Source organism: Spirosoma endbachense (assembly GCF_010233585.1).
In the GTDB taxonomy this organism is placed as follows: Bacteria; Bacteroidota; Bacteroidia; order Cytophagales; family Spirosomataceae; genus Spirosoma; species Spirosoma endbachense.
This window is the reverse complement of record NZ_CP045997.1, coordinates 3335185-3358386: the sequence shown is the minus strand read 5'-3', so window position 1 is coordinate 3358386 and position 23202 is coordinate 3335185. Positions and strand designations below refer to the sequence as shown.

Sequence of the window (23202 nt, the reverse complement as noted above, 5' to 3'; positions counted from 1 at the left end):
GCAAACGTCTGTTCATGGAAGACATCGTCAACAAAGCGGTTCTGTTCGACTATTTTTCGGGTCGGGTGAGTCCGTTACAGAAGAAGTCAGTGGAGAGCTGGCTATCCGTCTCAGGTAATCTGGAGCTCTATTATCAGTGGCTCCATGAGTGGGAACTGAACCGATTACAAACCAATGCCAACTGGCAGCATGCCTACGAAAGAACGTCGATGCGGATCACCGACACATCGGCTATAGGTCGGCAGGAAAATCAGCAGCCGCCAACCAACTGGCGATCTGGACGCGTGATGCAGTGGATAAGCCATGTCTGGTTAGCGGCTGCCTCCATAATGCTGGTACTGGGCCTGGCAGGCTGGCTGTTTCGCGATGTGCTATTGTATCAGACGATTCGCACAGAGTTTGGTGAAACAAAAAGCGTAACCTTACCCGACGGTTCGGTCGTAACGCTTAATGCGAATTCATCACTCCGTTTCCCGCGATGGTTTGACACACCGATTGGCTTTGGCAAGTGGACGATCAATACCGATGCCTCCCGTCAGAATCAGCGAACGGTGGAACTGACCGGTGAGGCCGATTTCTCGGTCCGGCATCTGCCGAATCACCAGCGATTTGTGGTGGTGACACCTAAAGGGCTGAACGTGATCGTATTGGGAACACAGTTTACGGTCTTCAGCCGCGAACGGGCTACGCGGGTTGCGTTACGGTCAGGCCGGGTTCAGCTAACTACACAGCAAAAAAACGAACCCCCACTCATCATGCACCCCGGCGATCTGGTAACGCTTAACCGACAGGGACGACTGGCGCTGACCCGGATTACGCATCCGGAAGCAATGGCTTCCTGGAAAGACCATCGGTTTGTATTCGAGCAGACACCCCTGCGAGAAATTGCCGATATGCTCCACGAGAACTATGGTCTGGCCGTAACTATCGAAAATTCGGAGCTGGCTGGCCGGACTATTTCGGGCTCATTTACCGCCCGAAACGCGAATGAAGTACTGCAACTGATCGCGCAATTACTACAAATAAATTATATCCGCGAGAATAACCGTGTCTCGTTCACTGATTGACTCCTAACCACAAAAACCAATCACTTAAATGATGTACTCTGTACGCGTATTCCGTGCCTTACTGATCAGTTTGCTGCTGGCAGGAGGCCGTCCCGGACTGGCACAATTTGTGGCAACAGCCAAAGCATTTCCCCGAACGACCCATCAGGCCGAACGCCCTCAGACCCAACAACTGCGTGAGGTGTTGAATCAGTTTAAAGTTCGTTATCAGGTTGATATTCTGTTTGAAGATCGCCTGGTAAGCGACCAACTGGTCAATCCCGGCCTAATTGATCTGTCGGCTTCGCTGGAAAAAAACCTGACGAAACTGTTAAAGCCACAGGGGCTTCGCTTCTCGAAAGTGAAAAACGGCGTCTATGTCGTACTGGAAGAGAACAAAGCCAGAAAACAGACATCAATGGCGGATATCAATACGCTGCCAATGGCCGTAGCAGCGTCTAACGAACAACCGCAACCCATACAGCCGGGACAGATCCAGACCAAAGAACTGACGCTAACTACCGTCGATCAGACAATAAACGGGCAGGTGACCGACGGCGCAACGGGTAATGGCCTGCCCGGAGTAAGTGTAGTTGTGAAGGGAACGAGCCGGGGAACCACAACCGATGGCGAAGGAAATTACCGGGTAAATGTACCGGACCAGAATACCGGTAGCACGTTGACGCTGGTGTTCTCCTTCATTGGTTATACCACGCAGGAAGTCGTTGTTGGGAACCGGAGTTCGGTGAATGTGACGCTGGCCAGCGACGACAAAACCCTGAACGAGGTTGTGGTTGTGGGGTATGGCACCCAAAATCGGCGTGAATTAACCGGTTCTGTGGCTTCTCTGCAAACACAAACCATTAAAGATCAGCCCGTAACGAATGTGGTTGAGGGGCTTACGGGCCGAATGCCGGGTGTTTTGGTACAACAGAATACGGGAGCACCGGGCAATGCGCCTTCTATTAAAGTACGCGGATTAGGGTCGATTAGCGCGGGTAATGGCCCGCTGGTGGTCGTCGATGGACAGCCGCTCAACTCGGGTGGACTAACCAATGCGGGTGGTCTAAACCAACTCAATCCGAATGATATTGAGAAGATCGACGTGCTCAAAGATGCGTCGGCAACGGCTATTTATGGGTCGCGTGGATCGAATGGCGTGGTAATGGTTACGACCAAACGGGGAAAATCGGGGCAAAGCCGGATCAACTTCGATTACTTTACCGGTACGCAGCAGGTGAGCAAGAAAATGGATATGCTCAATGCACAGCAGTTTGCGGAGTATTCAAAAGAAGCCTTTAATACGGCTTATCTGGAACGCGTTCCGGGCGCAAAAATTACCGACCCGAACAGTGCCCGACCCGCCCTGCTACGTTATCGGTACCCAAGGGGTGAATTTCCAGGTGCGAATTTCGACGATCCGACCAGCTTAACGTCCTACGATTATCAAGATATGATTTTCCGGAAAGCACCCATCAGCAACTACCAGTTGTCGGCTTCGGGAGGTACTGAAAAAGTACAGTATTTCATCTCCGGAAATTACCTGAAGCAGGATGGAATCATTAAAAAGTCGGGCATCGACCGCTACACAGTTCGTTCGAATATTGACGCACAGCTCTCTTCCAAACTTAAAGTAGGCTTGAGTTTCAGTCCATCGTTCATGGCCGAAAATCGGGTCAACTCCGATGGTCACTGGGCCAGCAATGGGGTTATCAACGCGGCTCTTTCGTTACCACCGTTTATGCCGATCTATCAGGCAAACGGCACCACTTACAACTCTCAGGCATTTTATGCGGCCCCCTACGACTGGCCCGGCATTACCAACCCGGTTGCTAACATAACCGAAGTCGATAACCGTGTAACACAGCTTCGGTTGCTGGGTAACGCATACGCCGAACTATCGATCTGGAAAACGCTCCGTTACCGGGGAACCATCGGGGGCGATCTGAACTACCTTCGCCAGAATCAATACCAGACATCGGCAATACCCCTGAACCAGTTGCTGCCGCCAAACGTAAGCACCGGTTCGGCTTATACCAACCAGAACATCAACTGGGTCACAAACCATACGCTGAGCTACACGCTCGATCTGGGAACGACCCACCATCTGGATGCGCTGGTTGGTCTGGAGTCGCAGCGAAACGATTATGAAGAGAGCCGGGTGAATGCCAATAACTTCCCCAATGATATTGTTCGCTCGGTCAATGCGGGTACTATAATAGGAGGAACTTCCTACCGGGATCAGTGGTCGCTGGCATCGTATTTCGCCCGTGTCACTTATAGCTACAAAGACCGGTATCTATTCAATGCCTCTGTTCGGCGGGATGGTTCATCGCGGTTTGGGCAAACCAGCCGTTTCGGTACATTCCCCTCGGCTTCAATTGGCTGGCGGGTTATTGAAGAGTCGTTTATGAAAGCGGTGCCACTTATTTCGGAGCTGAAACTGCGGGCCAGTTATGGCTTATCGGGCAATAATGCGTTCCGGAATAACGACGGCTCCACGAACAACTACCCGGCCATTGGTGTGCTGAGTAAAGACAATTATGTATTGGGTAGTGCACTGGCAAATGGCCTGGCCACCAGCAGTATTGCCAATCCACAACTGAGCTGGGAAAAAAGTCGGCAGACGGATGTTGGCCTTGATCTGGGGCTCTTTCAGAACCGCATTCTGTTGACGGTGGATTATTACAAACGCATCACCACCGATTTATTGCTCGAAGTTCAGGTGCCAACGCTGACTGGCTTCTCAACGGCCGTTCGAAACATTGGACAGGTTGAAAACAAGGGCATGGAGTTTGCCTTGTCGACCCGGAATATCAATGGATCGGGTGCGGGTGCCTTTACCTGGACAACAGACCTGAATATTTCCTTCAACCGGAACAAAGTACTGGCACTCGGACCCACGGGCGATCCAATCCGGAGCGGCACTGGTGTAGGCGAAACCAATATCACGGTTATTGGTCAACCACTGGGGAGTTTCTTTGGTTACAGGCAGTTGGGCATTTTCCGCGATCAGACCGATCTGGATAGTTATCCGCACTTTGCCGATAGCCGACCCGGCGATGTGAAATTTGAGGATGTGAACGGGGATAAAAAGATTGATGCCAATGACCGGACAACGATCGGCAACAACCAGCCTGATTTTATATACGGTATCACCAACTCATTGTCATTCAAAGGGTTCGATCTGAACATTGTTGCGCAGGGTGTTCAGGGTGGTCAGATTCTGAACCTCTCCCGCCGATTCTACGAAAACCTGGAAGGGAATGCCAACGAGCTAACGACCGTACTAGGTCGCTGGCGTTCTCCGCAGGAACCCGGCGATGGCGTAACCCCACGGGCCAATACGCGCTCAACGGGTAACAACAATCAGGTGTCGAGCCGCTGGGTAGAAAGTGCGACCTATTTCCGGATTCGGAACATCACCCTGGGCTATAACGTGCCGCGGCCTTTCCTGCAAAAAATTAAAGTGCAGTCGTTGCGGGTCTACGCCGGTGTGCAGAACGCCTTGACTGTTTCGAAATACCTGGCCTACAATCCGGAAGTGAGCGGCTACGAAGGACCACTGACGGGCGGTGTCGATTACGGATCGTATCCGCTGGCGCGTACCTATACCATTGGTTTAAACCTGGGCTTTTAATCCTTCTTTCTGATCATCATGAAAACAAAATATATCCTTGCGGGTCTGCTGATGCTAAGCCTGACAGCCTGCAAAGAGCAGTTTCTGGATCTGTCGCCGGTTTCTGCGGTTGGTACCTCTACTTTTTTTAAGACCCAGTCCGACGTGCTAACGGCCCTGAATGGCGCTTACGGAGCGTTGCAATTCAACGGGCAGTATGGGCAACTGTATGTCGTTTCGGAGATCCCCTCCGACGATACCAGCCCGGTTTTGTCCGGGTCAGTAACGGACCAGGATGAGTTTGATAAATTCTACGTCCGGACAACAAACCCTTACACACTGGCTCGCTGGAATGATGGCTATAAGGGTATTTATCGAGCCAACGCTGTTATCGAACGGATCGGCGGGGTTACGATGGACGAAACCCTCAAAAAACGAATTGTTGGTGAAGCCAAATTTTTGCGGGCGCTGATGTATTTCAATCTGGTTCGTGTTTTTGGTGATGTTCCGCTGGTGCTGACCGAAATTACCGATCCCCTGCAAGGCTACGAATATGGCCGGACTCCGGTTGCCGATGTATATACCCAGATCATCAAAGATTTGAGCGATGCCGAAGCAGTTCTCTCGGTTAGTTATACGGGAGCCGATGTGGGCCGCGCCACGGCGGGTGCCGCCAAGAGTTTACTGGGCAAAGTGTATCTGACCCAAAAACGGTATGCCGATGCGGTTACCAAACTCAAAGAGGTGATCGATAAGGCCACCTATTCGCTGTTGCCTGCCTATGCCGATCTGTTTAAAGCGGCTAATAAAAACGGCAAAGAGTCGGTATTTGAGGTACAATACAAGAAGGGGAATATTGGCGAAGGAAGCCCATTTGCCAATTCGTACGCACCCGAAAATTCGGGTAATGCGGTGATTACGTTTGGTGGCGGAGGCAATAATCACCCAACGCCCGATCTGGATAATAGCTACGAAACCGGCGATCCCCGCCGGAATGTCTCGATGGCCAGTAGCTACGTGAACACTAGCGGAGTTAAGATCGATTACTATTACATCAAAAAATACGCTGATCCACCGGTTGTAAACGGTGATTCGGACGATAACTGGTATGTGCTTCGCTATGCCGATGTGTTGCTGATGTATGCCGAAGCGCTGAACGAAACCAGTAAAACCGCCGAGGCATTACCCTATTTGAATCAGGTACGGAAGCGGGTTGGGCTGGCAGACAAAGCCATTACCGCTCAGGCCGATCTGCGACTGGCTATCGAGCAGGAACGACGGGTCGAACTGGCCTTTGAAGGACATCGCTGGTTCGATATCGTTCGTACAGGAAGAGCTTTGCCAATTTTACAGGCTAAAGCAACGTCGATTGGGATCAAAACGGCTTTGACGGAGAATAATCTCATATTCCCAATTCCCCAAAGTCAGATCGATATAAACCCAACCAAGATCAAGCAGAACCCCGGTTACTAATCCCTGAATAGGTAGGAAGGGAGCAACGACTGCCATGACGGTTAAGTTATGGCAGTCGTTGTTTTATCTCGCCGGGCATTTTACCGGATGAGTAGTCTCTGCCCCAACTTATTCTTTCTCGGAGAAATAGACGATTGAAAATGGATAATTTGCCGAGCTTTAAACGATTATTGATTGCAGTTCTGAGTGTAACTCTACTCGTTGGAACGGGATTTGGCAATGTGCCAAAAGAAAAAGGTCGGAATCCCATCCCGATGCGCCGAAATGGGGTTCGTGATGAAGTTTTTTCTCCGAAATACATTAAAGAAGTCCTGCTGAAAACAACGCAGTGGCAATTGCAGCATCCCAAGCACAGCCCAACCGACTGGACCAATGGAGCGTTCTATGCAGGTATTTTTGCCGCTTATGAAACTACTAAATCGCCACTGATTCTGGATTCATTGATGGCGATCGGTGAGCGAAATCAGTGGCGTCCCGGCAAACGCTTCGACCATGCCGATGATATAGCGGTTTGCCAGATGTATATCGATTTGTACCGGCTTAAAAAAGATCGGCGGATGATTCAGCCAACGATCGATACGGTCCAGAAAATGCAAAAAGTGGCAGGGCCCGAACTTGCCAAACATGGCCAGACCTGGTGGTGGTGTGATGCCTTATTTATGGCACCGCCCGTGCTGGCAAAATTGAGTACGACGTTAAACGATCCTGCCTATAATACCTTCTCTGATTCGTTGTTCAAACAGACGTATACTTTGCTTTACAACCAGCAGGAGCATTTGTTTGCCCGCGACGCGAATTATCTGGTCGATGCAAACGGTGTTGGAAAGAAAGAAGCAAACGGTCAGAAAATTTTCTGGTCGAGGGGCAATGGCTGGGTTATGGGTGGCCTGGTGCGCGTTTTGGAGGAACTTCCCGCCAAACACCCAAGCCGACCTTTTTATCTGACCCTATATCGGCAGATGAGCGAACGCCTGCTGGCACTTCAGCAAGCCGACGGATTGTGGCGTGCCAGTTTGCTGGACCCGGCTGCCTATCCGGGTGGCGAAGCGAGTGGTTCTGGTTTCGATTGCTATGCCCTCGCCTGGGGTATCAATCAGGGAATTCTGCCCAAGAAAACATACCAGCCCGCTGTCGAAAAAGCATGGGTTGCGTTAACAAAGCTGGTTTCGCCCGAAGGCCGGGTAGGGTGGGTACAGCCCATTGGCGGAGATCCCCGTCGTAATTTCAGCGAAGACAGCTGGGAGGTTTACGGCACGGGTGCTTTTCTGCTGGCTGGTTCACAAATTATCAAGTTAAAACCGTAGAGATGCCCTACGGAAGCGGCAAGGTATCATGTCTCTACAGAAATGGTTTGTATGACCTTGTTTAGCTCAAGTCAACGTCAAATGCGTAAAATTCTCTTCCTGTTTCTGCTGGCTGGACCACTCTTTGCCCAGACAAAACAGCCGGTTGACTATGTTAATCCGCTGATTGGATCAGCACCCAGTCAGACACCGACCGCCAAACGCCATAGCGAAGCGGGAAGTGAACTGAAAGGGCAGATTGCTCCCGCCATCGGGCGACCGCACGCCATGACAACCTGGACACCGCAGACACAGGCAACAGAAACCAAGTGCATTGCTCCCTATTATTACAACGACCCCAAAATCAATGGGTTTCGCGGAACACACTGGCTCAATGGTAGTTGCGTTCAGGATTATGGTAGCGTCAGCATTATGCCAGTTTCCGGGAAACTCGCGTTACGTCCGGCTGAACGAGGGTCGCGCTTCGATCACAAAACCGAAACGGTTACGCCTGCTTATTACGATGTTCGGTTAACCGATTCGAATATTCGGGCAGAGTTGTCGGCGCATACACGAGCGGGACTGTTGCAGTTTACGTTTGGTACGGGTGGCGACAACGCTATTCTTGTTGAACCGAACAGCGATGAAGGGGAAGGGTATGTCGAAATTCACCCTGAACGGAACGAGATCGTAGGCTATAATCCGGCTCACCGAATCTATCAGGGTGCGGGGCAATCGGCAGGCTTTAGCGGCCATTTTGTGGTGCAGTTCGACCGGCCGCTCACCACCTTCGGAACCTGGACAAATTATGAACCATCGGCCGGATCGAAACAGGCCAAAGGAGTCGGCAGGAAAGAGTCCGTTGGCGCTTATGTTCGCTGGAATCTGAAACCGGGCGACGTTGTTCGCGTTCGGGTTGGAACATCGTTCGTGAGTGAGGCTGGAGCACGGAAAAACCTGCAAACCGAACTGTCTGACTGGAATCTCGCTCGCGTTCGTCAGCAAACCGAGGCAGCCTGGAATGCCGAACTTGGCCGGATGCAGGCTACGGGGCGCGATACGGATAAAACCATGTTTTACACGGCTCTTTATCATGCGAATCTGACGCCCCGTATCTTCTCGGATAGTGATGGAGCCTATCCTGGTTTTGCGGATGATACGGCCATTCACAAGGCCAGCGGCTTCGACTATTATTGTGATTTTAGCCTTTGGGATACCTTTCGGGCCTGTCAGCCGCTGCAAAATCTGCTGAATCCGAAACGGTCGGGCGATATGATGCAATCGCTGGTGAAAAAGGCCGAACAGGGGGGATGGATGCCTATTTTCCCCTGCTGGAATAGCTATACTGCGGCCATGATCGGCGATCATGCGCAGTCTGCTATTGCCGATGCTTACAGCAAAGGAGTCAGGAATTTTGATGTAAAAGGGGCTTATAAGTACCTGCGTAAAAACGCATTTGATGTAAACAGCGATCCCAAAAGCTACGAAGCCGGTAAAGGGCGACGAGCGCTGGCATCCTACCTTCAATATAAGTACATTCCACTTGAAGATTCGGTCTGGCAGGCATTTCACAAGCGGGAACAGGTTTCGCGGACCCTCGAATACGCATACGATGACTTTTGCCTTGGCCAACTCGCTAAAGCGCTTGGTCAAACGAGCGATGCCACTATCCTGAATCAGCGTGCCCGAAACTACCGGAATGTGCTGGACCCGGCAACGGGCTATGTACGTGGACGTTATGCCGATGGACGATGGATTGCCCGATTCGATCCGTTTGCGTTGCGCGTGTCGTTTATTACCGAAGGTTCGCCCGCTCAGTACACGTTCTTTGTTCCGCAGGATGTGCAGGGGCTTGCCAGACTCGTTGGCGGACGAGAGCGGTTCGTGGCCAAACTGGATACTCTGTTTAACGACGGGCACTACTGGCATGGTAATGAGCCGAATAACCAGATTTCATACCTCTACGCCTGTGCTGGTGCTCCTTACAAAACACAGGCTCGCGTTCGTCAGCTTGTTCAGGACGAATACGATACGTCGCCGGGGGGCTTGAGCGGAAATGAAGATGGCGGACAGATGTCGGCCTGGCTGGTGTTTAGCATGGCGGGACTGTATCCTGTATGTCCCGGAACGCCATATTACGTGCTGGGCAGCCCGACGCTCGATGCCGTAACGATCCGGCCGGGGGCAGGCAACGCTTCATTTACAATCAAAGCGCTGGCTAATTCATCCCAGAATGTCTATATCCAATCGGCTACACTGAATAGAAAGCCATTTAGTCGTACTTATCTGACCCACAATGAGCTAGTGCAGGGTGGAGAGTTGGTTCTTCAGATGGGCCCTTTGCCGAATAAGAATTGGGGAAGTAAGCCCGAAGAGGCCATGCCATCGGTTTTGCCGGAATAAATAGACTGGTTAGAGTCTTGTTGTGGTCTCAGAGTTGAGGATAACGCCCTTTGAAACCACAACAAGATCCTAACCGGTCTATTCAGGATACGAATACACTACATTGTTTCTAAATCACTTTACCGTAAAATCGACTTTTGCGTTGCCCCATACCAGCGATACCACACCCTTGGGCGAAATCGAGAATGCCATTTTTTCGGCAAATTCTTTTGACTGTTTCACGGGTACATTGACCCGTAACACATCTTCATCCTGTTTATAGGTGAAAGCGCCCCATTTGATGGTTTTGTTAATGATAATCGTCCATTCTTTTTCATTCGGAATGGTGAACAGCGCATAGCGGCCTTTGGCAAGTGGTTTACCTTCGAGCGTTACATTGTCCGAAAAGTCGATGGAGGTAGTTTCGTTGGCACCCGTACGCCATACCTGACCATAGGGAACGAGTTTCCCCCAGAGCTCCCGCCCTTTCACCGAGGGCTGGCTGTAGTTTATCGTGATGGTTTTACCACCAACTGTCGCTTTAGCCTGTGCAGGTGGACTGGGTCGTTTGGCCGGATCGTCCTGAGCGTTGATCGTTAAGGTAGCCAGGAGGCAGGCAAGGGTGAGCAGAAGTTGCTTTGCGTTCATTTTGTTTATCTTTGTTTAAGAACCTCACAAAGGTGTTCTGCCATTATTGAAGTGAGGTAAGCAGGTGTTGTTCATGTTTATTCAAGTGCGTTCACACTGATTAATAATGATTTCTGAAGAGGATACTTGGATACGTTGCCGTCGGCTGGTAGAACAGAAAGTTGGCTGGGGCGATAGTGAACACTGGCAGAACCGCGACTTTGAGCAACTTAGCGAGCTGATCCTGGCCGAAACGGGTGTGTCGTTAAGCGTCAGCACGCTAAAGCGGCTTTGGGGGCGCATACGCTACGACAGTGTACCTACACCCACTACCCTCGATACCGTCGCTCGTTTTGTTGGATATGACAGCTGGCGATCTTTCCGGCAAAAGGACACCAGCAGCCAATCCATAGGTATTCCTGAACCTCAGAAAGAGCCTTTGCCAGAACCAACGGTGTTGCCCGTCATCCCTCGCCCTGCCATCGGGCGCTGGCTGACGGGATCATTGCTGGGTTTACTAGTGGTTATTTGCATCGTATGGGCATATCGCCAGCGGGATACTACCCTGCGGTATGGCCCGGTGTCGTTCGTGAGCCGCCCGGTGGCAAAAGGTGCACCCAACACGGTTATTTTTCAGTATGATGCGACCGACTCCAATGCCGATAGCGTTTTTATTCAGCAAAGCTGGGACCCCAGGCTCCGTGCCCGTGTCGATAAAGCAGGTCATACGTACACCAGTACTTATTATTATCCCGGTTATTATCGGGCTAAATTGGTTCTGAACGATTCGATCGTGCGGGAACATGATGTTTTTGTTGCTTCAGCAGGTTGGCTTGGCACTGTCGATCGGGAGCCGATTCCACTCTATCTTCGTGCAAACACGGTTAAAAAGTCGGGCGAGATATCGATTACGCCAGCCGACCTACAGACAGTTGGTGTATCACTAACAGGTGAGGTACCCGAAACAAATCTGTTTATGGTCGATAGTACAGGGATCGTCGATGGAAAGCATTTTGTGTTTGAAACAGCCGTACGAAGCACATTTAGCCAGGGGAAAGCGGTTTGCCAGCCCGTTAGCATAGCGCTGTTATGTTCAACTGGGTTCCATCGAATTCCGTTATCAGTGCCGGGTTGTGTGGGCGAACTGCGACTGGTGACAGGGAACACGATAGTTAGTGGTCAGACCACCGATTTGTCTGGTTTAGGGGTAGATTTCAGCCGTTGGGTGCTTGTTCGATACGAGGTCAATGGGAAAAAGGCTTCTGTCTACGTCAACGATCGACTGGTTTATCAGGGCAACGAAAGTGGTGAGGTTGGACAGGTCGTCGGACTGCGTTTCGGATTTCTGGGAACAGGAGCCGTAAAATTTGCCCGTTTTCAAAATCTAGACCTATAAGGTTTTGGAAACCTTATAGGTCTAGACGAACCTTACAAGTCTAGACATTTTTCGTTGCATGAAACACCTGCTACTGTCTGCACTGACTATTGGCGCTTTTGTTTTCCTGGGAAACCAGTTTCGGCTTGAGCCTACTCCTGATACCAACTGGGCCGAATATAATGGTGACGGCACCCGCAGTCATTACTCCCCGCTTACTCAAATCGACCCGCAGAATGTCAATCAGCTTCGAATAGCCTGGACATATTCATCGGGCGGAGCCGATACGGTGCTGAATCGTACTCAGATGCAATGCAACCCTATTGTTATTGATGGTACATTGTATGGTGTTTCGGCGAATACGCAGGCATTTGCACTGGATGCGGCAACCGGCCAGGAACGCTGGAAGACGAGCATCAGCGATAACGGCGGAACAACGAGCCGTGGTGTAACCTACTGGACCAACGGTTCACCGAATGCAGACAATCGCATTTTTTTTGGTGCCGGTAGGGGGCTCTATGCGCTCGATGCCCGTACCGGCAAACCGATTGAATCGTTCGGTGAGCAGGGACGTATCGATCTCAAAAAAGGCATTGAGCGACCCGGTGCCGACAATTATGTGCTGTCAAATACACCCAACACAATTTTCAAAGACCTCATAATTGTTGGCGTACGAGTGGCCGAAAGCGAAACCGCCTTACTGGGCGACGTTCGGGCTTACGATACACGAACGGGGAAGCTAGTCTGGACATTTCATACGATTCCACAAGCTGGCGAGTTTGGTTATGAAACGTGGTCACCCCAACCGGCCCGGCAGCACATTGGCGGGGCAAATGCCTGGGCCGGAATGGCCATTGACCGCCAGCGTGGCATCGTTTATATACCGACTGGCTCTGCTGCTTATGATTTTTACGGCGGCAACCGGAAAGGGAATAACCTGTTTGCCAACTGCCTGCTGGCTCTGGACGCCAGTACGGGCAAACGGCTCTGGCATTATCAGCTCGTTCACCATGACGTTTGGGACCGAGATCCGCCCGCACCGCCCAATCTGCTCACGATTGTGCAGAACGGCAAGCGCATCGATGCGGTGGCTCAGATCACCAAACAAGGTTATGTTTTCGTCTTTGATCGGGTAACGGGCAAGCCACTATTTCCGATCAATGAACAGGCCGTTTCTCAGCAGGCCATAGCCGGTGAACAACTGAGTCCAACACAGCCAATTCCGGTAAAGCCGTATTTTTCCCGGCAGTCGTTCACCGACAAAGACTTTAATTCATTCGCGGCTAACCGCGATTCACTTTTTACTGTCCTGCGAAAAGGGCATACTGGGAAAGCCTACATTCCGCTTACGCAGGATATGACCGTGTTTTTCCCCGGTACGGATGGGGGTGGACAATGGGGTGGAGCGGCTACGGATCCAGAAGGAACCCTCTATGTTCCGTCGAAGGAGATTCCGGTCTATACATCGTTAGTGAAGCGGGAACAGAATACCGGTGGAAGCGCATTGACCGGGGCAAAATTGTATAGCCTTCGTTGTGCCGCCTGTCATGGAGCCGACCGTCGCGGTAATCACGATGGTTCCTATCCGTCGCTTATTGCCATCGATAAACGACTTTCCGACGGGCAGATTAATCAACTATTGTTGAAAGGACGCGGTATGATGCCTTCTTTTGGGCACCTACCCGAAGCAGAACGGAAAGCAATTATCGACTTTCTGGATCAGAAAGCTGTGCAATCGACGGTGGCAACGACTCAGCAGACCGACGTTCCATATCAGCACACGGGTTATAATCGATGGTATGACGCCAATGGATACCCTGTCAGCACCCCGCCCTGGGGAACGCTGACCGCTATTGACCTGAATACGGGCGATCGTCGTTGGCAGGTGCCCTTGGGTGAGTATCCGGAACTGACAAAGCGGGGTATTCCGCTGACCGGGACGGATAATTACGGTGGACCATTGGTTACGGCCAGTAAACTGCTTTTTATTGCTGCCAGTCGTGATGAGCAGTTTCGGGTGTTTGATGTAAAGACGGGTAAGCAACTGTGGCAGACAAAGTTACCCGCAGCTGGTTATGCCTCGCCCAGCACGTACTCGATCAAAGGAAAACAGTTCGTAGTTATTGCCTGTGGGGGCGGCAAGTTGAATACGAAGTCTGGCGACAGGTATGTGGCCTTTGCGCTGCCGTAGGATGCGGTAAATTGTTTTTTCCGGGAAGAAGCCTCATCACACTGAATTTATTGGCTTCTTTGTAGTTCATACAAAACCGCTCTACTTTTTTTTTGACTCTATGACACCAGTATGTCGTGTGGGCTTGTTTTTGATCAGCCTGCTATTCGAAACGGTATGCCAGGCGCAAACCAGTCCTGCGTTACCCCGTCCATCTGCCCGCCAGCTTGCCTGGCAACCCCTTGAAACAACGGCCTTTCTGCATTTCACTGTCAACACCTATACCGACAAGGAATGGGGTGATGGCACCGAAAGTCCCAGCATCTTTAATCCAACTAAACTCGATGCCCGGCAGTGGATTAAAGCACTGAAGGATGCGGGTTTCAAGATGGCTATTATTACTGCCAAGCACCACGATGGATTTTGCCTGTGGCCATCGAAAATGACGGAGCATTCGGTTAAAAACAGCCCCTGGAAGAACGGGAAAGGGGATGTTGTCCGGGAAGTAGCTGATGCCTGCCGCGAATTTGGGTTGAAGTTTGGGGTGTATCTTTCGCCCTGGGACCGCCATGAGCCGCGTTACGGAACGGCCTCATACAATGATTATTACAAAAGCCAGCTGCGCGAACTGCTGACGAACTACGGCCCCATTTCGGAGGTCTGGTTTGATGGTGCTAAGGGTGAAAACGCTAAAGACATGACCTACGATTTTGCGGGTTACTGGGCTCTGGTTCGTGAATTACAGCCCAATGCTGTGATGTTTTCGGATGCAGGGCCGGATGTTCGGTGGGTAGGTAACGAAGCAGGAAATGCGGGTGAAACCTGCTGGTCGACCATCAATACCGAAGGGCTGGCTCCGGGTAAGGCAGACTCAAAATACCTGAACCGGGGCGATGCAACGGGTAAACAATGGGTACCAGCCGAGACCGATGTATCGATACGTCCGGGTTGGTTTTATCATGCTGCTGAAGACGCTAAGGTACGGTCGGGTAAGAATCTGGTAAGCCTGTATTATCAGTCCGTTGGGCGGAACAGCCTCCTGTTGCTCAACGTACCACCGAATCGGGATGGGTTGTTTTCGGAGCCAGATATTGCCAGCCTGCGGGAATTCCGGAGCATTCTGGACGAGACATTCAAAACCAATCTGGTGGCTAAACAGCCTAAGCTGACCGATAAACAACTGAATACCTTCTTAACCGTGTCGGCTAACCAGCCATTGATTATTGAGCTTGGATCGGAAAAATCCTTCGATCGGATGTCGATTCAGGAGAACATCGCCACTGGCCAGCGGGTGGCTAGCGGCCGGGTTGAGTATTGGAATGGCACCGATTGGCAACCCCTCCAGACTTTCACGACTGTAGGTTATAAGCGTCTTCTGCGGTTCCCTGAGGTGAAATCATCGAAACTCAGACTGTTCATTACCAACGCAAATGGCCCTGTTCAACTGGCTGAGGTTGGCGTATTTAAGGCATCGGCACGGGAATAAAATTGACTACATGCATAGGCCCAATGAGCGTGGAGAAAGTAACAGCTCCGCATTTGTTGGGCTTATGTATTGAAAAAACTACCTTTAAAAATACATACAGACGGTAACAAATGCCGTTCTTTGGAGTTATTCTTCATTGTTCATTATACATTTCTCAAGTACATCATGCTATATCCTCTTACATTCGAGACCATTTTTAAAGACAAAATCTGGGGTGGACAGAAAATAAATACCATTTTGGGGAAAGACTTTTCGCCACTGCCAAATTGTGGTGAAACCTGGGAAGTTTCTGATGTAGAAGGTAATGTGTCCATTGTAAAAGAAGGCGTTTTGCAGGGAAAATCCCTTCGCGAGTTAGTGGAGCAATACAAAGGTGAACTGGTCGGAAAACATGTTTACGATACCTACGGCAACCGTTTTCCTTTGTTGATCAAGTTCATTGACGCGAATGATGACCTTTCGATTCAGGTGCATCCAGATGATGAATTGGCAGCCAGGCGCAAGAGCGGTTTCGGCAAAACCGAGATGTGGTATATCATGCAGGCCGATGAAGGTGCGAAACTCAATTCGGGCTTTAATCGGGAAGTGACAAAAGACGAGTATGTTAAAGCCGTCGCTGACAACACCATTCAGAATATTCTGAACATCGAACCAGCCAAACCGGGCGACGTATTTTTTCTGCCGGCTGGTCGCGTTCACTACATCGGCAAAGGGCTTCTGTTGGCCGAAATTCAGCAGACGTCCGATACCACGTATCGAATTTATGATTTCGATCGAGTCGACGCTACGACGGGCCAGAAGCGCGAACTCCATACTGAACTGGCGGTCGATGCGATCGATTACCACCATTACGATCACTACAAAACGCAATACGAAAAGAAACTTAACGAAAGTGTAAACACCGTAGCGAGTGATTATTTCGTTACGAACGTGCTCAATTTCGATGAAGAGGTAGAGCACGATTATACGCATATCGACTCATTTGTGGTCTTGATCTGTGTTGATGGTTCGCTGACCATTGAGACGAAAGGAGGCTATAGTACACCCCTCAAAATGGGCCAGTGTGCACTCATTCCGGCCTCTGTCGATATTGTTACACTCGTTCCCGATGGGTCGATGACGGTTCTGGAAACCTATGTGCCGTAGTTGACGTGCAAAAAGATAGAATCTAGCCTGAGATAAAACAGGGGCAGAGACACGATATGTCTCTGCCCCTGTTTTTATACACTGCTGTTTTGGCGAAAAACTTTGCCTCAGCTTTTTTTTGCTGCTGCCTCCAGAACGGGCCGTGGGTCAAAAAGCACCTTGAACTGCGTAATTTTCCCGTTCTCGACCTGATACCAGCCGGAGCTTAAAACCTTAACTCCAGACATATCGATCTCATACCACAGGCAGACGTCCTGTTCGTCTACGAAGACTTTCTGGATGGTGTATTTCAGTCTCATTTTTTTCATGTCCTCGATATAGGTATCCCCGCCCTGGCGAGTGCCTAAGACACCCACGAACGTCAGATCATCGCTAATCCAGTTATGGGCCTCATCAAAGTTCTCATTGTTGAGTGCCGTTATAAACGCAGATACTACCTCTTTTACACCTGTTTTGCTCGCCATGTTTATAACTCTTTAGTCGATTAAAAACACAAAGTTGCAGCACAAGAGTGACAGCCCTATGTCAGTATAATCACCAGATCTACTGTGTTAAATGCCTGGCAGGAATTATAAACGCTTACTTTTTTAGATTATTCTTGAGCAACAGAATACCCGTTCCCGGTTTTCTCCAGCGATTCATTAAGTCCATGTGTTCGGGACCGGTTGGCCGGAAAAATGAGCCAAGCAGAATATCGTCATCACCATCCTGATCCACGTCGCCAGTCTCCATGATTAACCAGCGACCCCGTTCTGCATCCGGGAATGTTCGGGGCAAAAAACGTAGATTCCCCTGATTTTCGAAATACACGAAGCCTTCATTGGGCTGGTGCGAAAAATCAGGGAAATGAGCAATTGTAGCAATGTCATCGTCGCCATCCTGATCGAAATCCCGGACAATGGTCTGCGTTACACCATACATCGGATAAAACCACGCCTGTCGAAAGTGAAATCGGCCGTCGTTCAGAAAAATACGAATACCGTGGTAGGGCTTCAGTACGATGGAATAATCGGCATTGTCGCCGTTCGTATAGATCAGGTCCAGGTCGCCATCGTGATCAACGTCTGCCACAGCAAGGTCACTGGAGCCATAAACAGACGGGAAACGCAAAACGGTTTCTTTTCTGAATTGACCATTTCGCTGATTATAATAAACCGAAACCTGTTCATTGCCCTGAGTGAGCAGGGCAATGATGTCGGGCCACTGGTCATTATTAAGATCCCGAATAATAAGTTGCCGTGCGCCGGGCAGGCTATCAAGTACGTGCTCACGATACCCTTCGGGCAGTCGTTCATGCCAGGTTAGCTTGCCTAAATGATTGCCGAACTGGCAGATAACTACATCGTCCAGCCCATCGCGGTTCAGGTCGGTTGGTATAGCCCGAACGGGACGTTGCAAGCCGCTCAGTAGGGCAGGAGGAACGATACCTGTTTGCGTGAAATGCCGCCATGTTCCCATTTGCCGGTCATTGGGGTTTAATACGCCTACCGTAAGCAGATCAAAACTACCATCCGACTGAGGGTGCAGATCGGTTGCCGGACTGTCCAGATGCACAGAATCCATCCGGATTAGATTCTGATTGAGGGCATATAGATTAGATCGTCCATCGCCAACCCAGATACGGTGCGAAATTGAATCAAAGCGAAGAAGCGTTACGAATGCATCGATGGCCTGCTTCGACTGTTGCACCTGAAAGAGCGGCAAGCCCACCTGCACAGCTGTATGAGCGGGTTGTGGTAGGAGTTTTGCTGGTGCTTCAGATGCATAATAATCAACGATTTTTTGCCAATCGGTGGTGTGGAGTAAGGGTGTTTCGGGAAATACCTTTGCTTCCATGAGCCGCGTCAGTTCATCGGCATGACTAATGCGCATATATTCCGCCATCGAGTTGCCCGATTGCCCCATCCGTAAGGCCATCTGGGGTAAGACACCCCGTTGCCAGGTTACTTTATCGAGCAATGACGGTTCCGGAAACTGGTGACAACTCCCACAGTAGCTCTGACTGAGTTGCTTGCCCGTAAGCTGAGTGGCCACCGGCGGGGTAGCCGGACTGGACGTTTCGTTTGACGAAGTTGACCGACAGGACGCAACTAACAGGAAGCTATAAAGGATGATGACCGCCAATCGGAGCTGAAACATAGTTTAACGTAAAGGCTACAACTTCATACTAAAGCCTCTGGCAATTAAAGTATACCATAACACTCCGTTTGCCGGTCATACGGGCAAATAGTCGATCAGCATGGCTTCCGTTATTTGCCCAAATCCTTAACCAATTTATTCAGGAGTTTCTGTTGGTGTAAATCATAGATGTATTCCCAGAACATCACACCAGCGAGGTGTTTTGACTTGACATAAGCAATTTTTGGCTCGAAAGACGCTTCGTCTGCGTAGGAAATGAACGTTCGCGTCGTTGGATTCCAGAGGTAGGGCGCTTTGGCGTCGTCGTCCCAATAGCGAACAAAGCCGTTTTTACCAATGTATTTATCCGCCAGTTCGTCGTAGCTAATGAACGAGTGCTTACCCGTTGACGGTTGGTAGAGACCGTTATCCTTTGGGTTAACCTCAGCCCAGCCCCGTCCATAAAACGGAAGACCCAGAACGATTTTGCTGGCCGGAACACCGGCTTTAATATGCCCGTCGACGCCATCGGCTGAGCTGTTTCGCGACTGGTTCCCCTTTTTCGACTGATAGAGATTGCTGTGGTGGCCGGTTACTTTATCGTTACCATGATGGATATCATACGTCATGATGTTGATGTAATCCAGGTACTTCTGTGCTTTGCCCAGCTCGGTGTGATTCACGAAAGCGGTATCGACTCCAGTAGCCGTTGTGAGTAGATAGTGATTGGCTCCTGTGCGATTATCCTGCTTGCCTGCTTCGTCCAGGCGTTCACGCAGGGCCTTAAAGAGGAGCGTGTAGTTCTGTTTGTCGGCGGGCCGGAAGATGTTATTATCGCCAATTTGGTCGGGATACTCCCAATCGATGTCGACGCCATCCAATTTGTGTTTTTTCAGCAAAGCAACCGCGCTCTTCGCGAATTTGAGACGGGATGCTTCAGTGAGGGCTGCATCGGAAAAATACTTGCAACCGCCCCAGCCACCGATGGAAATTAAAATTTTCAGGTTTTTATTGTCGGCTTTTAGCGTGTTTAGCGTTGCCAGATTTTCGGCATCTTTGGCGCTCAATGGGGCCAGTTCTCCATTAGCGGCCGGAACGGCAAAAGCATAATTGATGTGAGTAAGTTTCCGAGCTTCAATCTGGTTCTTTGTCCAGCCATTTCCACTAATGTAGCCAATAATGACGTAAGGGGAGGTCGGTGCTGACTGCGCTGATGCCTGATACGGGTAGTTGATGAAGAAGAATATAAGGATGATAAGCGAAAGAACGCGAATTTGATTTTTCATGCATTTAAGTTAAAAGAACATTGTACGAACAAGCGGTAAACGCAAAATAAGGTACTATACCGATATCAAGTGTATTTTTTGGGGAACAATAAAATAGGATATAGGCTAAAACCCTTTAGAAAAAAAACGAATATTTGGTAGAAGAATAGTAGAAAAGAAGGGTATTGAGCCTACCTTGTAGTGTTTATAGTTTAAGAGAAATGTTCTTCGAAAGAATCGTTTGCAAACTGCTTGCGGAGAAGATTTCGTAAATTCCAATAAAACCGGCAAGTGCAGGGTCGGTAAAATGACTTATTGCGCTATCTATATATGCAGGATAATGTCTTCTTTTCCGTCATAGATGCGAAAAAAAATAAGCTGAAACGCCAGATTATCACAGAATTATATCGTTCTGAGTCGCGTACTATTTCGCAGCTGGCTAATCGGTTACATACCAGTATTCCATCGACCACATCGCTGATCGATGAATTAAGTCTGGCCCATTGGGTACAGGGAATTGGCACCGGAGCGGCCCAGTATGGGCGAAAACCGTCGCTGTTTGCGCTCGATACCACTCAATTTGTGACCGTGGTTGTCGACATTAATATTCATGATACGAAACTGCTGGTTTTTAATCTGGCCAACCAGGTCGTGCATCGTCTGGAGGTAGATTTACGTCTGGATAAATCCCCTGCCTTGCTAAAAATACTGGCGGAACCGCTGGAACAACTAGCCCAGCGAATCAAAACCGACAAACTCCAGGTGATTGGCGTGGGGGCTGTCTTGCCCGGTTTGGTAAATCCCTGGGAAGCGGTTAACCATACCTATCCAAGTATAAACAGTCCTGATCAGCCTCTGGACCAGCTCCTGCAAACGATATTCAATGCTCCGGTTTACCTGATCAACGACACAAAGGCGACCATTTTTGGGGAGCACCGGTTTGGTCTGGCACAGGGTAAAAAACACGTATTGTCCGTCAATATTGACTGGGGTATTGGGTTAGGTGTTATTACCAACGGTGAGATTTTGCAAGGATCGGCGGGATTTGCCGGAGAACTGGGCCACATCCAGATGAAAACAGACGGTGAACTATGTAGCTGCGGCAAAGTAGGCTGTCTGGAAACGCTTGCATCGGCTTCTTCGCTGATTCGGAGGGCTAAAGAAGGGTTAGAGGAAGGTCGGGTATCGCTACTATCCGAAATGGATACGAATACCATTGATATAGAGAGTATTATCGCTAAAGCAAATGCTGGCGATGCGTTTTCCATTGATCTGCTTAGCGATGTCGGGAGTGCGTTAGGGAAAGCCTTATCGACTGCTGTACATTTATTCAACCCCGAACTGATTATTGTGAACGGTGTGCTGGCCAAAGCCGAAAAGTCGATTACACGGCCAATTGAGCAAGCAATCGATAAATACTGTTTGCCTAATTATCGGGATAATCTCTCCATTGAACTCTCCAAATTGGGGGAGATGGCTAAGTTTTATGGAACCCAGGCTTATGTTGTCCAGAATTTACTGCAACAGGAGTTGATACCGTAAAAATAAACCTTCGATAAGCAGTTCGCAAAGAACAGTAAATTGAAAACTGCTTATTGACGGTTGCCTGCTTTTTTCACTCTTTCGCAGCGATGAATCGGAAAAATACGTTGCTTTGGCATTTCGTAAATTATTTCTTGTTCTATGACTTGTCTGCTCGGCGTAGATATCGGCACCACCAACGTTAAAATCCTCGCTGTCACTCCCCACGATTGGAAGATCATTGCTCATACATCGTTGCCACTAACGACGCTGTCGCCCGAGCCAGGCTATGCTGAGCAGGAGCCTGAGGCCGTTTGGCAGGCGGTTCGGCAGGGGTTGAGTGAAGTGGTTATTGGCGCAAAAAGACAACAGGCTAGTATAAAGGCGCTTAGTTTCAGCGCTGGAATGCACAGCCTGTTGGCGGTTGACAGTGCAGGCAAACCGTTAACAAACGCACTGCTGTGGTCCGATAACCGGGCTGAACCACAGGCGACCGAGCTTCATACGGATCAAAAGGCACTGGGTGATTCTATTTACGCCCAAACGGGAACACCCATTCATCCGATGATTCCGCTTTGCAAACTAGCCTGGTTTCGAGCTAGTCAGCCTGACTTATTGAAGCAGGCCGCAAAATTTATTTCGCTGAAAGAATACGTCTGGTGGAAGCTGACCGCTCGCTATGATATCGATTATTCGATGGCTACGGCCACTGGATTGTTTGATATGGAAAAGCGAACCTGGTTTCAACCTGCCCTTGATTTTGCGGGTATTCGGCCTGGCCAGCTTTCGGAGCCGCAACCAACCACCTTTGTCGTAAACTATGATCCAGGCAAAGAAGGCGTTGTGAAAACGGCATTGCCTGCGGGGGTGCAATTATTTCCTGGTGCATCGGATGGGGTTCTCGCTAATCTTGGATCTGGCTGTATTGAGCCTGGTATCACGACCATTACGATCGGTACGAGCGGTGCGGTTCGACAGACGGTTCATAAACCTCAGCGCGATCCGCACGGACGGCTGTTTTGTTATTATCTGGACGAACGGAATGAAACCCCATACTATGTCGTTGGTGGACCGACGAACAATGGGGCAAACGTGCTGCAATGGCTGGCTGAAAAGTTGACGTTGCAGGAAACCGATGAGGTACTGACCGAAGCTGACACGATTCCGGTGGGTGCGGAGGACCTCCTTTTTTTACCCTATCTGTATGGCGAACGTGCCCCCCTTTGGGATGCCTCTGCGCGGGGAGCCTACCTGAACGTCGATTACAGGCATACACGGGCGCACTTTGTTCGGGCTGCGTTGGAGGGGGTTATGTTCAATCTGTTAAGTATCGAGAAGTTGCTGGCGAAGCAAACAGGTCCGACGCGCATGATTTATGCGAATGGCGGCTTCGCCAAGTCAACGTTTTGGGTGCAGATGATGGCCAATGTATTTGGTGTACCCGTACGGCTTAATGCCAGTAACGAAAGCAGTGCAATGGGCGCTGTTTTGTTAATTTCGGACCTGACCACATCGCTGGAAAAACTGGCCGGTGAGGTATCATTCGGTCAGGAGTTTGAACCAGATCCAGAATGCCACAAACGGTATCAAACGGTATTTGAGCAGTGGGAAAATGCTTTACAGAAACGGATATAAATCGTTTTTAGGTTAATCATAAATTTAGTGTTTCCGTTTTGTTAGGGTAAGGCGAC

General features: G+C 49.9%; 15 protein-coding genes. 11 read left to right on the top strand and 4 right to left on the bottom strand.

Features of this window, described 5'->3' with window-relative positions:
- The first annotated feature begins 14 nt into the window (after positions 1-14).
- From GJR95_RS13315 to GJR95_RS13295, 5 genes are all read left to right on the top strand, one after another.
- Entirely contained in the window at positions 15-1067 is a 1053-nt protein-coding gene (locus tag GJR95_RS13315) for a FecR family protein (RefSeq protein ID WP_162386327.1), read from the top strand.
- Positions 1068-1095: 28 nt separating this feature from the next.
- The gene (locus GJR95_RS13310; RefSeq protein WP_162386326.1) at positions 1096-4686 is read left to right on the top strand and encodes a SusC/RagA family TonB-linked outer membrane protein; all 3591 of its coding nucleotides are present in this window, start codon (positions 1096-1098) and stop codon (positions 4684-4686) included.
- Positions 4687-4704: 18 nt separating this feature from the next.
- Positions 4705-6138: a RagB/SusD family nutrient uptake outer membrane protein gene (locus tag GJR95_RS13305; protein WP_162386325.1), complete on the top strand. Its 1434-nt coding sequence runs from the start codon at positions 4705-4707 to the stop codon at positions 6136-6138.
- Positions 6139-6278: 140 nt separating this feature from the next.
- Positions 6279-7442 (top strand): glycoside hydrolase family 88/105 protein, encoded by a 1164-nt coding sequence (locus GJR95_RS13300; protein WP_232541179.1) that lies wholly within the window; start codon positions 6279-6281, stop codon positions 7440-7442.
- A gap of 81 nt (positions 7443-7523) precedes the next feature.
- Positions 7524-9824, top strand: coding sequence for a GH92 family glycosyl hydrolase (locus GJR95_RS13295; protein WP_174260204.1), 2301 nt, complete (start codon positions 7524-7526; stop codon positions 9822-9824).
- A 114-nt stretch (positions 9825-9938) separates the two neighbouring features.
- Here the strand turns inward: GJR95_RS13295 and GJR95_RS13290 are convergent, their stop codons facing one another.
- Entirely contained in the window at positions 9939-10451 is a 513-nt protein-coding gene (locus GJR95_RS13290) for a DUF2911 domain-containing protein (RefSeq protein WP_162386323.1), read from the bottom strand.
- A 106-nt stretch (positions 10452-10557) separates the two neighbouring features.
- Here GJR95_RS13290 and GJR95_RS13285 point away from each other — a divergent pair, with 106 nt between their 5' ends.
- From GJR95_RS13285 to GJR95_RS13270, 4 genes are all read left to right on the top strand, one after another.
- Positions 10558-11826 carry a hypothetical protein gene (locus GJR95_RS13285; protein ID WP_162386322.1) on the top strand — a complete coding sequence of 423 codons (1269 nt, stop codon included), beginning with the start codon at positions 10558-10560 and terminating at the stop codon, positions 11824-11826.
- Positions 11827-11884: 58 nt separating this feature from the next.
- Positions 11885-13996, top strand: coding sequence for an outer membrane protein assembly factor BamB family protein (locus tag GJR95_RS13280; protein ID WP_162386321.1), 2112 nt, complete (start codon positions 11885-11887; stop codon positions 13994-13996).
- Between the two features lie 100 nt (positions 13997-14096).
- Positions 14097-15461: an alpha-L-fucosidase gene (locus GJR95_RS13275; RefSeq protein ID WP_162386320.1), complete on the top strand. Its 1365-nt coding sequence runs from the start codon at positions 14097-14099 to the stop codon at positions 15459-15461.
- A gap of 165 nt (positions 15462-15626) precedes the next feature.
- Positions 15627-16607: a type I phosphomannose isomerase catalytic subunit gene (locus tag GJR95_RS13270; RefSeq protein ID WP_162386319.1), complete on the top strand. Its 981-nt coding sequence runs from the start codon at positions 15627-15629 to the stop codon at positions 16605-16607.
- Between the two features lie 107 nt (positions 16608-16714).
- Here the strand turns inward: GJR95_RS13270 and GJR95_RS13265 are convergent, their stop codons facing one another.
- The 3 genes from GJR95_RS13265 to GJR95_RS13255 all read right to left on the bottom strand — a co-directional run bounded on the left by GJR95_RS13265 (position 16715) and on the right by GJR95_RS13255 (position 20011).
- Entirely contained in the window at positions 16715-17071 is a 357-nt protein-coding gene (locus GJR95_RS13265; protein WP_162386318.1) for a nuclear transport factor 2 family protein, read from the bottom strand.
- Positions 17072-17186: 115 nt separating this feature from the next.
- On the bottom strand, positions 17187-18746 hold the full coding sequence (locus tag GJR95_RS13260; protein ID WP_162386317.1) for an FG-GAP repeat domain-containing protein: 1560 nt from the start codon (positions 18744-18746) through the stop codon (positions 17187-17189).
- 110 nt (positions 18747-18856) lie between these two features.
- Positions 18857-20011 carry a glycoside hydrolase family 18 protein gene (locus GJR95_RS13255; RefSeq protein WP_162386316.1) on the bottom strand — a complete coding sequence of 385 codons (1155 nt, stop codon included), beginning with the start codon at positions 20009-20011 and terminating at the stop codon, positions 18857-18859.
- Positions 20012-20320: 309 nt separating this feature from the next.
- Here GJR95_RS13255 and GJR95_RS13250 point away from each other — a divergent pair, with 309 nt between their 5' ends.
- Positions 20321-21532, top strand: coding sequence for an ROK family transcriptional regulator (locus GJR95_RS13250; RefSeq protein WP_162386315.1), 1212 nt, complete (start codon positions 20321-20323; stop codon positions 21530-21532).
- Between the two features lie 141 nt (positions 21533-21673).
- Complete coding sequence (locus GJR95_RS13245) at positions 21674-23146, top strand: gluconokinase (protein WP_162386314.1); 1473 nt, start codon at positions 21674-21676, stop codon at positions 23144-23146.
- Positions 23147-23202 lie beyond the last annotated feature (56 nt).

Bases quoted from the DNA above. Each gene is read 5' to 3' on its own strand.
- GJR95_RS13315 (WP_162386327.1), top strand. From the start codon at position 15: ATGGAAGACATCGTCAACAAAGCGGTTCTGTTCGACTATTTTTCGGGT.
- GJR95_RS13310 (WP_162386326.1), top strand. From the start codon at position 1,096: ATGATGTACTCTGTACGCGTATTCCGTGCCTTACTGATCAGTTTGCTG.
- GJR95_RS13305 (WP_162386325.1), top strand. From the start codon at position 4,705: ATGAAAACAAAATATATCCTTGCGGGTCTGCTGATGCTAAGCCTGACA.
- GJR95_RS13300 (WP_232541179.1), top strand. From the start codon at position 6,279: ATGGATAATTTGCCGAGCTTTAAACGATTATTGATTGCAGTTCTGAGT.
- GJR95_RS13295 (WP_174260204.1), top strand. From the start codon at position 7,524: ATGCGTAAAATTCTCTTCCTGTTTCTGCTGGCTGGACCACTCTTTGCC.
- GJR95_RS13290 (WP_162386323.1), bottom strand. From the start codon at position 10,451: ATGAACGCAAAGCAACTTCTGCTCACCCTTGCCTGCCTCCTGGCTACC.
- GJR95_RS13285 (WP_162386322.1), top strand. From the start codon at position 10,558: ATGATTTCTGAAGAGGATACTTGGATACGTTGCCGTCGGCTGGTAGAA.
- GJR95_RS13280 (WP_162386321.1), top strand. From the start codon at position 11,885: ATGAAACACCTGCTACTGTCTGCACTGACTATTGGCGCTTTTGTTTTC.
- GJR95_RS13275 (WP_162386320.1), top strand. From the start codon at position 14,097: ATGACACCAGTATGTCGTGTGGGCTTGTTTTTGATCAGCCTGCTATTC.
- GJR95_RS13270 (WP_162386319.1), top strand. From the start codon at position 15,627: ATGCTATATCCTCTTACATTCGAGACCATTTTTAAAGACAAAATCTGG.
- GJR95_RS13265 (WP_162386318.1), bottom strand. From the start codon at position 17,071: ATGGCGAGCAAAACAGGTGTAAAAGAGGTAGTATCTGCGTTTATAACG.
- GJR95_RS13260 (WP_162386317.1), bottom strand. From the start codon at position 18,746: ATGTTTCAGCTCCGATTGGCGGTCATCATCCTTTATAGCTTCCTGTTA.
- GJR95_RS13255 (WP_162386316.1), bottom strand. From the start codon at position 20,011: ATGAAAAATCAAATTCGCGTTCTTTCGCTTATCATCCTTATATTCTTC.
- GJR95_RS13250 (WP_162386315.1), top strand. From the start codon at position 20,321: ATGCAGGATAATGTCTTCTTTTCCGTCATAGATGCGAAAAAAAATAAG.
- GJR95_RS13245 (WP_162386314.1), top strand. From the start codon at position 21,674: ATGACTTGTCTGCTCGGCGTAGATATCGGCACCACCAACGTTAAAATC.